Annotated in this window: 8 protein-coding genes and 1 pseudogene; 6 read left to right on the forward strand and 3 right to left on the reverse strand. The window is 59.9% G+C overall.

Annotation, left to right across the window (positions count from 1 at the left end; genetic code table 11):
• Positions 1–304: 304 nt before the first annotated feature.
• Positions 305–1177 carry a ferritin-like domain-containing protein gene (locus tag NKH43_RS19290; RefSeq protein WP_352859446.1) on the reverse strand — a complete coding sequence of 291 codons (873 nt, stop codon included), beginning with the start codon at positions 1175–1177 and terminating at the stop codon, positions 305–307.
• Positions 1178–1695: 518 nt separating this feature from the next.
• On the opposite strand from NKH43_RS19290, the gene NKH43_RS19295 reads away from it, so the two are divergent.
• From NKH43_RS19295 to NKH43_RS19310, 4 genes are all read left to right on the forward strand, one after another.
• Positions 1696–1908, forward strand: a complete 213-nt coding sequence (locus NKH43_RS19295) for a cold-shock protein (RefSeq protein WP_031194806.1) — start codon at positions 1696–1698, stop codon at positions 1906–1908.
• Positions 1909–2340: 432 nt separating this feature from the next.
• Positions 2341–2607 (forward strand): BrnA antitoxin family protein, encoded by a 267-nt coding sequence (locus tag NKH43_RS19300; protein ID WP_031194808.1) that lies wholly within the window; start codon positions 2341–2343, stop codon positions 2605–2607.
• Between the two features lie 153 nt (positions 2608–2760).
• Complete coding sequence (locus NKH43_RS19305) at positions 2761–4020, forward strand: metallophosphoesterase family protein (protein ID WP_031194810.1); 1260 nt, start codon at positions 2761–2763, stop codon at positions 4018–4020.
• Positions 4017–7487, forward strand: coding sequence for an ATP-binding protein (locus tag NKH43_RS19310; RefSeq protein ID WP_352859448.1), 3471 nt, complete (start codon positions 4017–4019; stop codon positions 7485–7487). The genes NKH43_RS19305 and NKH43_RS19310 overlap by 4 nt, the downstream gene beginning before the upstream one ends.
• Positions 7488–7763: 276 nt before the next feature.
• Here the strand turns inward: NKH43_RS19310 and NKH43_RS19315 are convergent.
• Positions 7764–8920, reverse strand: a pseudogene (locus NKH43_RS19315) (ATP-dependent DNA ligase).
• Positions 8921–9495: 575 nt separating this feature from the next.
• Positions 9496–10590, reverse strand: a complete 1095-nt coding sequence (locus NKH43_RS19320) for an autotransporter domain-containing protein (protein ID WP_352641565.1) — start codon at positions 10588–10590, stop codon at positions 9496–9498.
• A gap of 423 nt (positions 10591–11013) precedes the next feature.
• Between NKH43_RS19320 and NKH43_RS19325 the strand changes: the two genes are divergently transcribed.
• Together NKH43_RS19325 and NKH43_RS19330 are read left to right on the forward strand one after the other, a co-directional pair.
• Positions 11014–12462 (forward strand): caspase family protein, encoded by a 1449-nt coding sequence (locus tag NKH43_RS19325; RefSeq protein WP_352859450.1) that lies wholly within the window; start codon positions 11014–11016, stop codon positions 12460–12462.
• Between the two features lie 297 nt (positions 12463–12759).
• Positions 12760–15309 (forward strand): caspase family protein, encoded by a 2550-nt coding sequence (locus tag NKH43_RS19330; protein ID WP_023721741.1) that lies wholly within the window; start codon positions 12760–12762, stop codon positions 15307–15309.
• Positions 15310–15620: the final 311 nt, after the last annotated feature.

Genomic DNA, 15620 nt, shown 5'->3' on the forward strand with positions numbered 1-15620 from the left:
GTGTGTTTTTATCATACATCTGCGCCCCAACCTGTCTAGATAAGGGCGGGCGCCCCCCCCCCCCCCCGCCTCCCGTGTGCCGCCCCTTTGGGGGTGGGGGGGGGCCCCCCACCCCACCCCCCCCCACCGCACTTTCCTGACGTTCTTGTGAACGCCGCAATGATCGCGGTTCGGAATTCAATCAATCTTGGGTGGGGACTCCTGCAGCGGATTTGAATCGTGATCGTCGCGCAGCCGTACCAGCAGTGCCGACCGCAGGTCCGCTGCGTCTCTTCCGGCGATCCGATCGCCTGTCGCGAGCGGGTCAGGTGCTCTTCAGCGTCCCGTTCATCCCTTCCGGATAGAAGCCACCCTTGCTGACGCCGTCCTTGTCGGTGAGATAGACGATCCGCAGCACTTCTTTCGGCGTCCTGGTGAACGCGATCGCGTCGGGAGTCGAGGGAACGAAATTGGCCTTGCCATTCACCTGGATGCCCTGGTCCTTGTCTTCCGGCCCGTCGATCTTGTCTCGTGCATCGGAGACGGCGTTGGCGGCCTTCCAGGCTTTCTCTCCCTTCCGGTATAGAGTGGAGCGCGCCATTCCCATGTGGTAGGCCTCGACCGCCAATATGCCCGCCGCGGCGGCGAGGAAGTCCTTGTTCTTCAGAAGCGTCGCAGCACCGGCATAGGCGGTGACGCCGACATCCTCGAACAGCATGCCGCCGAGAACAAAGTTCGTTTCGTTGCCAAAGGGGTCGAAGTCGGGCCCGAGGCCCGCTGCCTCCGCAACCGCTTTGAACCCAGCATCGAAATCGATGGCCGGCCTGTCGACTGCGTTCTTTGCAAGCGTCTTGCGGTAGAACCGGACATGCGCGAGTTCGTTTTCAGCAACCTCCTGCATGAATTCGCCGATGGCGGGTGTCTCGAAGGACACTTTCTTTCCGCCGACGACATCGCCGGGTTTCGAACCGGCATCGGCGGCGTCGATGCCTTTTCCGGTGGTGCCGCGAAGGTAGTATTCGGCCTCCATGTATTCCAGGTTGAGCGCAAAGCGGAAAATGTCCTCGTCCTGCACTTCCTCCTTGGCGTAGGCGCGAGAAACCGGCGCCAGGCCCGTCGTGGCGGCGAGGCTGGCTCCCAGCCCAAACTGCAATGCGCGGCGACGGGAAAGGTGGAGTGAAGGGATGGCACGTATCATGGCTTCCTCCCAAAAGCCCGCCGGCGTCACCTGTTGGCACCTTATCGCGGGCAATGCGCCCAACTCCGCCACAGGCGAAATGTTCCTGTAAGGTCGGGCTTTGCAGGGGTCGTGCTCGGGAGGAATGGCTTTTTGGGCAGCGTAACGTCGGAGTTGGCACCGACTATTTGTGACCAAGCCTCGAGTCTAGACATTGAGGTGACACATTATGAGCCGGATAGGCTACGCCCGCTCAGCACGGTCGACCAAGAACTCGAAACGCAAGTCGGCAGGCTAAGGGCCGGAGGGAAACGAGCGGACCGTGATAACCTAGGACAGCAAGGATGGCTGGAGGGGCTTCACGCCGGAAAGGAAAATTCCTGTCGACTTGTGAGACGAGTGGGCCATCCGAGAGAAGCTGGTATTCTGGTCGATCCATCCGGGCCTTGCGATTTGTCGCTTTTGCTGCGTCTATTTATGAACCGGTCTGGCCTCTTCGTCGGATCAAACACGCTGGAAGTCACAAGGAGTATATGCACATGGCAACTGGAACCGTGAAGTGGTTCAACAGCACTAAAGGGTTTGGGTTTATCCAACCCGACGATGGCGGTCAGGACGTTTTTGTTCACATCTCCGCCGTCGAGCGCGCTGGTTTGTCGAACCTCGTTGAGGGCCAAAAGATCAACTACGACATCGAGCAGGACCGACGTACCGGCAAGTCTTCTGCTGGCAATCTCCGCAAAGCAGGTTGATTTCTCTGGCGCGCCGTGGCGAAAGCCGCAGGAGCGCGGCAAGTCACGCATGTACTGACCGCCGTGTAAAAAAAGCGCGCGAAGCTTGGTGTGATGGAGAGACCTGGGCAGCAGATTGCTGCAACGCCTCAGAACGATCGTGTGAACCAGGTTGTCAGGCAACGGAAGGCGGGAAGTCCCCCGCGTTTTTCGCGTTTGCGTCCTCCAGCGTAGGATGGTTGGCGAGGTGGTGTTGCCCCGTGGAGCACTTTGGCTTGTTGTATCCTACAGCAATGTCATTGAATTGCCTGAGTTGGCCCCACATGGACATCGCGTCGGATTTTTCCTCCCCTTTTGGAGGTTTAAGCTGCCTTCATACTTGGCCAGGCTCAATTACGATGCGCATTCGCACTGAGCCGCTCGACAAGCATTATGACCAGTCAGGATCATCAAATGGCAAATCCTCCACGCCGACCCACAAATCCGATGTCAGCCGCTGAAGCCGCCTTCAAGCCGATCAAAAAGCCGGCGGCGCCGGTTCGCGAACCGTCGGCTGCTCCAAATGTCAGAGAGCTTGTTTCGATCAGGATCGATAGGGCGGTGCTGGACCACTTCCAGGAAGATGGACCGGGCTGGCAGGATCGGATCAACGACACCTTGCGGCGCGCTATCTCCAAAGAACCGACGAATGCCGATGACAAACGATCAGACGACTACTGATCGGCACGGCGCTGATAGCGGCGACGCAGATGGAGTTGAACGGAAGCATAAGCGTAAGCGATTGCGCACCATTTGGACAACCGACAACGCGCATCCTGGAATTTTTTCACCGAGCCGCGGCCGAACCCCTCTATGCTCCGGGCGGAGACCCGAATGGCATTTCGATTCGTACACACGGCCGACATTCACCTCGATTCGCCGCTACGTTCGCTGGCGCTGCGAAACCCTGATCTTGCCGAACTTGTGGGGGACGCCAGTCGCCAGGCATTTGTCTCGATAATAGACCTCTGCCTTGCGGAACGTGCCGATGCGCTCGTCATTGCCGGCGATCTTTATGATGGCGACCAGACGTCGATGAAGACCGCCCGTTTCCTGGCGTCGCAAATGACACGCCTCCACCAGGCCGGCATCAGGGTTTTCAAGATTCGCGGAAACCACGACGCCTTATCGCGCATATCGAAACAGCTCGTTTTTCCTGACACGGTCACGATCTTCGGCGGCCGCCCCCAGTCGGTGCTGCAAACGGCCGGCGGGCTTGACGTCGCATTCCATGGATTGAGCTTCGCGAACCCAAAGGCCCCGGAAAGCCTGCTGCCCAAATATCCGGCGGCCCGGGAAGGGGCGGTCAATGTGGGCATCATGCACACCAGCCTCGCTGGATCGCCCGGTCACGATGTCTATGCCCCTTGCAGCATCGCTGACCTGCACGGCCATGGTTTTGACTATTGGGCGCTTGGGCACATCCACGTGCGCCAAGTCCATCCTGGAGCAAGCACCGTTGTGATGACGGGAATGCCGCAGGGCAGGGACATCAACGAGGCCGGAGAGAAATCCGCCACTCTGGTCACGATACGAGATGACCGGTCCGTCGAGATCGAGGAAAAACTGACCAGTATCGCGCAGTTCGAGCGGGCGAGCGTCGATCTGACCGGGACGGTCGAATGGTCTGAGGTCGTCGGCCGTGTCCGTTCCGCGCTCGAAGGTATCCGGGGTTCCGTCAGATCCCGCCACGTTGTGGTCCGTCTCGGACTGGCCGGGGCGTCGCCGTTGTCATGGGCGCTGATCCGCGACAGGGACCTGCTGCTGGCCGAAGCCGAGCAGGCGGCGCAGCAGACGGGCGACACATGGGTCGAAAAACTTGAGCTTGATCTCGCTCCACAGAGCGCGGAAACAGCCGATGACGTCGCCGATCCGATTTTCGAACTCGCGCAATCCATGCATGCCAATGTCAAGGCTGAGGCCTTCCGCGCCGAGGCGAGGGCGCTTGTCCAAAAGATGATTGCCGATCTGCCGCCGGACGGGCGCGACTTCGCCGGACGGGACGAAGCTGGGCTGGAACTGTTCATCGACAAGGTGCTTGCCAGCGGTGCCGACCTGGTCACGGCCCGCCTCAAAGCAGGTGGAGCGCAATGAGGCTCCGGCGCCTTGATCTTATTCGTTATGGAAAGTTCACCGACGGGACGATCGAATTCGGCCCAAGGCCGGAGTCCGGTCCCGACTTCCACATTGTGTTCGGGCTGAACGAGGCCGGCAAGTCGACCGCACTTTCCGGTTATCTGGACCTGCTGTTCGGTATCGAGGAACGCAGCCGCTACAATTTCCTGCACGAGTACAGCGCGATGCGTATAGGCGGGGTGCTCGAACTCGCCGGCACTGAGCACACATTCACGCGCACGAAGCAGCGCACCAACTCGCTGCTGAACGCAATGGAGCAACCGGTGAGCGAGGTGGCGATAGCAGCCCATCTCGCAGGTCTGTCGCGGGACGCATACGAGACCATGTTCTCGCTGGACGACGAGACGCTGGAAGCAGGCGGAAAATCAATCCTGGAGTCGCGTGGCGACCTGGGCAAGCTCCTGTTCACGGCCAGCGCCGGGCTTGGGCATGCGAGCGACATGTTGAGCGCGCTAGAGACCGAAGCGGACGGGCTCTATCGCAAGCAGGCTCACGGAACCGAACTTGCGCTGCTCAAGAAGCGCCTTGCGGAACTCAAGTCGCGCAGGGACGCGATCGACACCTTGGCCTCGACTTTTGAGAGCCTTGAGGCCGAACGTCTTGACGCGGCGGAAAAATACGACCGCAGTATTGCTGAACGATCATTGCTGTCGGCTCGGCTTGACACCATTGCCAGGTACCTTCGCGCTATGCCGATCCTCGCCGACATTCGACGCAAGGCGGCCCAGCTTGCCGAGCTGCCTGACATCGCTTCACCATTGCGGACCTGGACAGGCACCGTCACCGGATTGATCGATGACGACGCCAGCCTGAGAACGCGGCTGTCAGGGAACATCGACGACGCCGAGCGCGTGACAATGAAAATCGGCTCGGTCGATGTGGACGAGGCGATCCTGGCAATGTCCGAGCGGGTTCGGACGCTCGCGGATCGCAAAGTGCGCCATGTCTCCGCAGGCCTGGACCTGCCAAGCCGCAGGACCGAGCTGCAGATACTCGACAGCGCCGTGGCGAATTGCCTTGCCGCCCTTGGAAGATCGTCCGAGGCAGATCCGGCTGCGCTGCTTTTGCCTGCTGCCACAGTCGGCGCTGTTCGCGCCATGCTCGAAGTGCGATCGGGAATCACCACCGGCGTACGCGTTGCCCGCAACGAATGCGCGGCGGCGCTCGATGCACTTCAGGCGGCACGCGAGCGGGTTGGGCAAGAGAGGGGGGTGCCCGAACCTGCCAGGGCAAGGCTCGCCTCGGCCTTGTCGAAAGCGCGAGCCAGCGGGCACCTAAAAGACCTCAGGATGGCCCGCGAGGCGGAGGACGCGAGCACGGTTCGATGGGAGGCGGCAATCGCTCGACTGCATCCCTGGTCCGGAGACGCCGGGGCACTGGCCAGGGTGCCCGTCCCGAGTGTCACGCAAGTTGGTGCATGGAAGGTGCGGGCAGCTGGGTTGGGAAAGGGCAGGGCTGTCCTTTGCGAACGTCTCGCCGAACACCAGGAGAGTCACGACCTGCTGTCGGCTCGCCTGGATGCGCTTCGTGCCTCGGTCGATGTACCCGATGATGCGGCGGCCTCCGCCATTCGCCGCGCCCGAGACAAGGCGTGGGCCAGGCATCGGGGCGAACTTACTGGCCAAACTGCTGACGATTTCGAGGCGCTATTGGCGCGTGACGACAGTGTTGCAGCGGTTCGGCTGGCCAACGCGCGAGAGCTCGCCGAGATCCGGACAACGCTCCGCAGCCTCACCGAAACAACAGCCGCCATCACACGTATCCGCGACCAGCTTGCACAGATCGACCTGGACGATCAGGCTGTACTCTCCGAACTTCGCGAGGTGGCCAGCGAGCTACTGGCAGAGTGCCTGGAATTCTCGCCCGAGCGTCTGATCGAAACGATCGAGGATCATACCTCTGCCCGCATTGATGCGCTCGCGGCCTGGGAGGAGGTCGAGTTGGCACGCAAGAAGGCCCGCCGCGCGCTCGACGAGGGAGAGCAGATCCAGCAGGAGTTGATCGGGGCGTTGGCGAGGGTCGGCCTAGACTCGGAACCCGGCGACAGCCTGGAGACTGTCATGGCCGTGGCAGAACTGTTCCTCGACAGGCAGCTCAAGGTCGATGCGGAGCGTGCCGAGGCGCTTAAGACCGTGAGCGCGAAAGAGGAGGATCTGGCCGCCAGACGACGGGCTTTGGACGTGGCAGAAAGGCGCGAGGAGGAATGGTTGGCCGGCATTACCGAAGCGCTTGCCGGCACCTGGCTTGAAAGCGGCATTTCAGCGCCCGGCATCGGCAACGTGCTCGATCAATTGGCTGAGCTGTCGAAAAGCATTCAGGAGCGGGATGCCATGCAGCTCCGCATCGAGAAGATGGAGGCAGACCGAGACAATTTCATTGTCGAGGTCGCCGCTGCCGCAGCTGAAGCGGGTGAGCCGGCGAACGACGACGAACCGGAGCAGTTGGCGATCCGGCTTGCTGAGCGCTTGGAGCGCGCCGATCGCGCCAGAGAGATGAAGGCAAACCTCATCAATGACCTGCAGCGCCTGCAGGACGCTCGTGACAGTCTCAATCTCGAGACAACGGCGCATGAGCGACGCAAAAGTGAGGTCCTGACCGCCTTTGGCGTCACCACGCTGTCGGAAGTCGTGGAACGCGACGAGTTGCTACGGGAAAGGGATCGCCTGCGCGCTGCCGTTGCCGAGCTTGAGGAGCAGCTGTCGGTAGAGCTCGCGGTGGAAGGGTTCGACCAGGCGCGTTCGATGCTGGATTCTGTCGAGATCGATAGTCTCCTGGTCGAGAAGGCTGAAAGTGAGCAACGGCTTCGGGATCTCGATGAAGCGATACAACAGCAGCTTATTCGCCAGACCCGGGCGACCGACAAGCTGGACGCGATTGGCGGCGACAGCGCGGTTGCGCGGATAGATGCCGAGCGCCGCACCGTCGTGCTGGAAATCGAAGAAAAGGCAGTCCGCTACATCGAGCTGAAACTGGGCATCATGGCTGCCGGGAACGCTCTGCGCGTGTACCGCGAACGCCATCGCTCCGCGATGATGAAGCGGGCATCTGACGCATTCGCACTCATCACGCGCGGTCAGTATTCGGGGCTTGCGACCCAACCTGTGAAGGGCGGGGAAGTCCTCATCGCATTGCAGCGCGACGGGCAGTCCAAGGTCGCCGACGCGCTATCAAAGGGTGCGCGTTTTCAGCTCTACCTGGCGCTGCGGCTTGCCGGATACTACGAGTTCGCCCAGTTTCGACCCTCGGTGCCATTCATTGCCGACGACATCATGGAGACCTTCGACCATTTCCGGTCGGAGGAGGTTTTCAGGTTGTTTGGTGAGATGGCAAGCGCTGGCCAGGTGATTTATCTGACGCATCACCAGCACCTTTGCGAGATCGCGAAGGCTGTTGTTCCCGGCGTTACAATTCACCAGCTCGGATAGTCGTCTGCCATCGCGTGGGATGAGCTGAGCGCCAGCTGCAAACTGAAAGTAAACGGCCGGGTCGTCAGAAGGACGCGAATTGATCGGCGAGGCCGCCTCGGCGTCGGGAACGCGTTCCCATCTTCCGCGGACGCAGGTGCCGTTTCCACTGGTCAATCGATGAACGCTCGAGGCCTTCATTTTTCCCCAGTCCCAATCCAGAACGCTGCGACACCCCGCTTCGCACGACATCAGGGGAACGATATCGGCCCCAATGTATCTAGAGATCTATGGACACTATGGAACCCCAGGGCCATGGGATAGCAGCCGATATTTTGACATCGGAAGTTGCCAATGCCAGGCAGCGAATCCACCGGACCGAGCTCGCGCTTCAACGCACTGAAGAAATGCTGGCCGAGAATCTCGCGCTGTGCAGCAGGCTACGAACTGCGGTCGAGGCCGCAGACCGCTTGGTGAAGAACGATCCCCGCAGCTTTGAAATACATGGGGCGGGTTGAACTGGGCCGGCGTTTCGTTCGTCGCGACCTCCAGGCCACCGGCGCGACCACTCTCGCTCCAGAACTGTGCCCGCCACATCGACCTCTGAGCTGCACGCTCGCGAACAGCCGGAACCAACGGCGACAATAAGCGGTTTACAAATCGAAGGGACCGCAATGGATTCGGAATAATGGAACTTTTGGATATGGAACTGGCGAGAGCCCGACAGCGGCTTAACCGGGCGGAACGCTCCCTCGAACGTGCAAATGAAATGATGGATGAAGGCTGCGGTGTCGGCATCAATCTCGCGTTGTGCAGCAGGATCCGGGCTGCGCAACGACGCGTGGCCGAGGCGAGATCGCGGTTGGCGAAGATCGATCCTGGCAGCACGGACACAGCCTCGTCCTGTCGCCTGCCAATGTAGAGCGATGCGATACGGCGCAGACCGGCGCCGAGCTTCTCGACGAAAGCCACAATCGGGAAAGTGTCGCTCTTCATACATTTGACTTTCACCCAACTCGTCTGGACGCCGGAGCCATAGGGCGCATCCGCTCGCTTGGACACGATCCCCTCCAGGCCCATCCCGCAGGCGTGAGCGAACATGTCGCTGCCGCTTACCTTGAGGTGCTCGGCATAGGTCAATCTCGGCGCTGTATCGCTCAGCAGCTTCTCCAGCGCGGCCTTGCGCTCAATCAGCGGCTGCTGCCGAAGGTCGCGCCGTTAAGGTGCAGAAGATCGAATGCATAGAAGATAAGCCTGGGCGAGTTCGGGTTGCCCAACTCCCGCTCCAAGGCTTGATAGTCCGGCAGACCCGTGTCGCCGAGGACAACGGCTTCGCCGTCGATGATCGCAGACTTTATCGGCAGGTTCGCCGCGGCATGGACAATGCTCTTGTAGCGATGCGACCAGTCATAGGCGCGACGCGTGAAGGCTCGTGCTCTTCCCCCCTCGACGATGAGTTGGGTCCGGTAGCCTCGTACTTTATTTCGTGAGCCATTCGGCGTCTTCGGGTGCTTTGGTAACCAGGGTGGGTGATTGAAACTCGATGAAGGAAAGCCGGTCCTTTGCGCTACTCATGAATCTGCGACTCCAGAAAAGATTTAAGCCGCAGGACGGGCGTCGGTTCCGGGCATTTTAGGAAAGTTGCATAAACTCAGGCTCGGCCCTCAGATCTTAGGTGGACCGCACGTCCTTTGGCGAAGATTCCAGTTCTTGATCTTTGCCTCGACGCGGGAGATACGATGGCCAACGATGTGTGGCGGACCAGTTGCATCGGTCGCGACCTCGAATCTGTCATGCACTCCGGTCCCAAGGCCGAGGATAGCAAGCTGATCGCAGCAGAAGCTGAGGGGCGATGAACCGGGCTTAGGACATCATCAAGGAGGGGCTGGGGCAACAACAATGCTTGAGCACCGATGCGCTCAGACGTCGGTCTAGGTCATACCGGCGGCTGCGTGCTGTCCTCCGGTTGGTCGGCTCGCCAAAAGCTCTTTTGCTGGCCAGCCCAATTACCGGGATCCCCACACCGCATTCAAAAGGCGATCTTCACACCCAGCTTGCCGCTGACGGTTGAACTGTCTTGAGACCACTTGCCGCGGATTTCACTGCTGAGCATTGTCGATTGAGACACTTTCAGGTTGAAGCCGGACGACAGCGCAGCCGAAAAGTCTGCGTCGTCAAAGTCACTCTTTCTACCGTCGGCGCTTGCCGTGTTGGAATAGCCGAAGCGCTCCTGGATATCCAATCGCGCATAGGGGCTGATCACCATGCCATTGCCGAGCAGAAAATCAGCGTAAACTCCAGGTTCGAATTTGACTGCGCCAAACGACAACCGGCTCTTTCCATAGACAGTGTCAAAGCTGTCTGTGTATTCGTCGCCGGTAAAGATGACGCCCAACAATCCGCCGCGGATGTCGAATCGCACCCGATCGGTCAGGTTGAAGATGCGACCAATTGAGCCTGTCAGCGCATAGCCCTGTGTGTCGTAGCTGCCGAAAGCGCGTCCGGCCCTTTTGATGTCGGTGTTCCCAAGAAACGTAGATGCTGCCACGAGCGCATAACTCGTGCCGCGTCGAATGAGTCCGTAGCCGCCGAACATCCCACTTCTGTTGGTTGCTTCACCCTCTCCCATGAACCCGAATGCATCGGAATCGACTTTGGCCGAGGCATACCCGGCGAACAGGCCGAGGTTCAGTCCATGCTCGCTGCCGAATCCAAAATGCTTTGCGGCATTGAAGTCGACGCTGATGGCAGCGGAGAATTCATCTACGCTGAAGCTCGGTCCATCAACGACGCCCAAGCTATTCGAAATCGAGAAGCCGTCATGTTCCGTACGTGCCAACTGACCGGAAGCGAAAACACCGAACGGCGTCGACTGAGCGAGCGGAATCCCGTTCGCGAGGCCGACCTCCGCCTCGACTACGCTGTGAACTACATCACCAAGCGCCCCCAGAGATGTGTCGACAATTACGCTGTTGGTCGCACCTCCAAGATAGCAGTTCGTGTCCAGAAAGGTGCCCTCACTGTCGACAATGCAGGCGTTTGCCTTCGAAGGCAGTAAAATCAATGCAGCGCCAAACGACAACATGCCCGCTGCGCACAAGCGCCGAGCGAAGCTTTCCTTCATTGTCCTTTCCCCTCTTAACTACAAAGCTAATGTAATAAGGGATGCGATACGCAGAAGATTCTCAATGCAATATCTGGCTGTGGCAGCGTGGGTGCAACATATTGCACCGGCGCTGGCAAGAGTGTAGCAGGTTCTCGCCGCTCAGGATATGGATTTCGTACATTGCTCGATTTCTGCTTGCGAGAAACTGCGGCGAGCTTGCCGACCGGATCTGTCGATCGCGCGCGCGCCAGCGCTACTCTCTCGGATGAACACTGCGTCAAGAAAGCGGGCTAGCACCACCCTTGCGCTTTCTTTGAGGTGATTTCTGGTGTAAAAAACGCCGTTGCACTCCGAGACATAAGTTTCACGCGCAGACTAGCGTGAGCCGGTTCGACACTTCGACGACTCTGAGATTGTCGCATGCTGAAACGAGCCCGTTACATGACCTACAGTCCCTTCCTACGCATCATGATGGTTCTGCTGGTGGCACTGGTTGGATCGGTACGCGCTCAAGCGGCGGTCGGAGATGAATCAACGCCACAGTCAAGCAAGCGGCTCGCCATTGTCGTCGGCAACTCCGACTACCAAAGTGCTCGTCTCCCGCACTTGCCCAATGCAGTAAGCGACGCCACAAGGCTTTCCGAAAGCCTGAGAAGGCTGAATTTTGATGTGCTGACGGGAGTGGATCTCTCCCTTGCCGGTTTCGGCGAGCTCTTTCGCCAGGCCGATGACAAGGTTGTGGCCGCCAGCGCGGTACTGATCTTCTACGCCGGCCATGGCGTGCAGCTTCAGGGCGAGAATTACCTGCTGCCGGTCGACACGCCCGATCCTAAAACCATCGGGGAACTTACTGCGACGGCAATCAAGCTCAACGACCTGATCGCACGATTCTCAAGTCGGGAACGGCAGACCTTCATTTTCCTCGACGCGTGCCGAAACAACCCGATGGGCAAAGGCCCAAGCGTAATGGACGGGCTTGCGCAGGTCGAAGTGGGCGAAAACACGTTTGTTGCCTTTGCAACCCAGCCAGGTAACATCACGGCGGACGGCTCGGGCGACAACAGCCCGTTCACTACAGCCCTGTTGAAGAATGTCGAGATCCCAGGGCTCAGCATTTCCGACATGATGATCCGCGTGCGCAACGAGACTGAAGCACTCACTGTCGGTCGTCAGGTCCCGTGGGACCAGTCCAACCTTCGCGAGCAGTTTTACTTCACCGAGCAGCAAGTGCTCGACCCGGCTCAGTTGAGCGCCAGCTTGTCACGCATCCTGTCGGATCCCGTCGCGAAGCAAAGACTGCAGGTCGAACTTGCTTCCAACGACTTGCAGACTGCGGTGATTATCGTGGGACAGACTTTACGATCGCTGGACGCTTCGGCGCCATCCGGCGCTTCAGCCGATGCCGTCGGTACGGAGATTGCCAGCCTCGAAGGAGCCCGGAAAAGTGTGATCTCCGGTCTTGAAACATTGATCGTTGGCACGCAGACAGGTGCAACGAAGCCTGAAAAAAAAGCCGAGCTCGTACGCAGTGTCCAGACAGAATTGCGCCGCCTAGGTTGTTATCGCATGACCGTCGACGGAGATTGGGGCAAGGGCTCGCTCCATGCTCTCAGCACGTATTACAAGAACACCAAGCGAATAACGTCGGCCACCGAGCCGACCGTTGAACTTCTGGGGGAGCTCTTTTTGCACTCCGGCCGCGTCTGCAAAGAGCCTGTGACCGTACTGCAGAGGCCCAGGCGAGCAAGTGTGGCCTCAGATGTCGCCCCCGTGCGGAAAAAGGGGGCTCCCAGCCGAAAGAATGCCAGAAACCCGCAGCCGCAATCCTCGCCTCCCGCAGCTGCTCCTCCCGATATCAGTGGCGGAATTGGGATTGGCGGTGTTTTCTAGAGAAGCCATTATTCCACGCGTATCCTTGCTGGCACGCGAAACCACAGCCTGGCGCGATTTGGGCCCGCCTGCCGCAGCTAAGGAACCTGTGGATCGGAAGAGCACGCCTGAGGTGTGACAGACGTTGCAGACACTCAGTCACTGATGTAATTTAGCAATCGATCAAGTGAGGAATATGCCCGCTGTCGCGACGGCCTTTCTCTCTTTTTGTTTCGGCAGATTGCATGCTCTCTGACGGACCTTGCTAGCACATGCCGTGTTCTTGTGGGCGAGGCAATAGCGTTCAAGGGAATTGCCATGCTCCGACTTTGCGGAATCATCGCAGCCTTCCTCTTCGCGAGCTTCACGACCTTTGACGCTTGCGCCGACCGAAGGGTCGCCTTTGTCATCGGCAACTCGGAGTACCGACAATTCCCCGCGCTCAAGAACCCGGCCAAGGATGCCGAGGACGTGTCCAAAACGTTTCGACTGGCAGGGTTCGAGGTCTTCGTCGCAAGCGATCTGACGAAGCTGCAATTCGAGGAGCAGTTCCGCAACTATCTTGCCGCTGCAGACGGCGCAGAACTGGCCGTCGTCTACTACTCCGGCCACGGTTTCCAGATCGGCGGCGAAAATTTTCTGATCCCGGTCGATGCCTCCTTGAAGCAGGCGGCGGACATTGAAGTCCAGGCCATCAAGCTCAACGATGTGCTGGAACAGTTACGCTCGAAATCAAAGATTCAAGTGATCATACTCGATGCCTGCCGTAACAATCCGTTCCCACGTAAGGATTACTGGCTGAGAGACCAGCTCATCACTGCCGGCAATACGGGCCTCGCACAGGTGAGAAGCTCGCTGAACACCTTGATTGCCTTTGCCACCGAACCCGGGGCGGCGGCTTATGACGGCTCCGGCGAACTCAGCCCGTTTTCGGCGGCCTTTTCCCGTCGCGCGCTGGCCCCGAACCAGGAGATCCGCACCGTGATGGCGGCGGTGCGCCGCGATGTGGTCGAGGCCACAAACGGCCTCCAGGTTCCCTGGGAGAACTCATCGCTGATCGACGAAGTCGTCCTGATGCGCCGCAGCAATCGACCATCGCTGCCGCCCGTGCTGGAGAAGGTCGTACTGTCAGGAGTCGGACCCGTCGACTTGGGCTTGCCTGAACCGGTCGATGTCGATGGTGGCACGATTACACTGAGCATCGAAAGACCACCCGCCCTGGGGCGTTTGATGCTGGACGGCAAGCCTGTCAAGTTGGGCGTGCCGATCCAGGGCACGGATCTGCCGCGTCTGCAGATGGATGTACCCAAGGGAGTCGCCCCGCAGGAAGAAGTCGACATGCTGGCCTATGCGACGCATGACAACTGGGGCGGCCAGACCCAAGGCATCGTCGTGTTTCGGGTCAAGAGCGGCGAAGGCGCGCAAGGCGAACAGATCATGGCTTCCCTCGAGGCCGAGCAGAAGCAGCAGGTGCTGGAGCGTGGCATTCATATCGCCGGTGCGGCCGAGGCGATCGAAAACCGCGACATCGATGTTCCCGTGGGCGTGGGTCCAGTTGCGCTGAATCTGGATTTCCCGACCGATGATCCCGCCGTCAGCCTAAAAGTATCGAGTTATCCGGCAACGGGAACGCTCTCGCTGGCCGATCGAACCCTGTCGCCCGAGTCGAGCCTGATGGCCGGAGAGATCGATGGGCTGCGCTATGAACCGCAGATCGGGGCGGAAGCGAAGGTCGAGGTCGGCTTCGAAATCCGAGCGGACAGCAGCTCATCAAAGCCCGCGACGATGAAACTGTCGCCGACGATCGATCCGTGCGACACGGCTGCCGGCGAACCTCTCGATCTGCAAGGGGTCACCACCGGCCTCCTGCCGAATGAAATTGGCGCTAGCGCGGTGGAGGTTTGCGAGGACGCGGTAAAGGCTTATCCGGAAGTCCCGCGCTTCCGCTATGAACTGGGGCGGGCGCTGCTTGCCGTAGGCAAGGTCGAAGAAGCCAAGGCAGCCGTCGAGGAGGCGGCCAGGAAGGGACATGTACGCGCCGTGTTCGAACTCGGCTACATGTATGCGACCGGAACCGGCGTGGCCCTGGACCGCACCCAGGCCAATGCCCTCTACGCGGCGGCCGCCGAAAAAGGCGATCCCTACGGAATGACGTCGTGGGGTCGCGCCTTGTTCAATGGCTATGGCGTCAAGCCCGACACCGGCAAGGGTTTGGACCTGCTGCTCAAGGCGGCAGCGATGGGGCACACCTATGCAATGAACGATCTGGCCGCGATCTTCACCGAGGGCCGCAACGGCGTAACCGCTGACCCAGCCCGCGCTGTTGCCTTCCTGCAAGCTGGTGTTCAGCGGCAGGACATGTATTCGATGAACCTGCTCGGGCGCAATTACTTGTCCGGGCAGGGCGTGGAGAGGGATCCCAAAACGGCGCTAACGCTGTTTCAGCAGGCAATCGATCTCGGCCAGCCCTATGCGCCTGGCAGCCTCGCACGCATGTATCGGGACGGTGTCGGTGTGGAACAGAGCCTCGCAGAAGCGCAAAGATTGTTTGAAATTGGGATCGCGCGGGGTGATCCGTTCGCAGCTTACGATCGCGCGGCCCTCGAAATGCAAAAAGGCGACAAGGCCGATCAGGCCCTTGCCGCGCGGTTCCTTGCACTTGCGGCCGCACTAGACGTGCGCAAGGAACTGCCGGACGCGCTGAGGACGCTGGCAAAGTTCGGACCGAAGCCAAAAACAGCGGCGTTGAGGCAGCTGCGACAGGAACTGAAATCGAAGCTTCCCGGCTCCGGTTCACAAGACACTCAACTGGTTAACGCGGCCAGACGAGTATGGGAAGAAGCCAATCCGCGTCGGGACTTGTTTTGACCAAGGAGGAGACAATGGCGGGCGGAGTATTGAAACAAGCAATACTTGGAATGACGTTATCAGGTGTCGTGGCGGGTCTCATGGGCTGCACTTCCCTGGTTCCGAAAGTTGAGCCGACGCCGCTGGTCGAAACGCCCCAGCCGAAGATCTTTCGGCGGGTTCCTCCGCCGAAGGTCGTCAAGCCCGTACGCAAACAAAAAACCGCGAAGAAGGTGATTATACCGGTTGATGACGAGCCTGTTCCCGCGCCTGTCATTCCTTCTGGTGGCGGTGGCGGAAGCGGCGGTGGAAGCGGGGGAGGTGGCTGGGGA

Origin of the sequence: Mesorhizobium sp. M1163 (assembly GCF_040318415.1) — a bacterium.
In the GTDB taxonomy this organism is placed as follows: domain Bacteria; phylum Pseudomonadota; class Alphaproteobacteria; order Rhizobiales; family Rhizobiaceae; genus Mesorhizobium.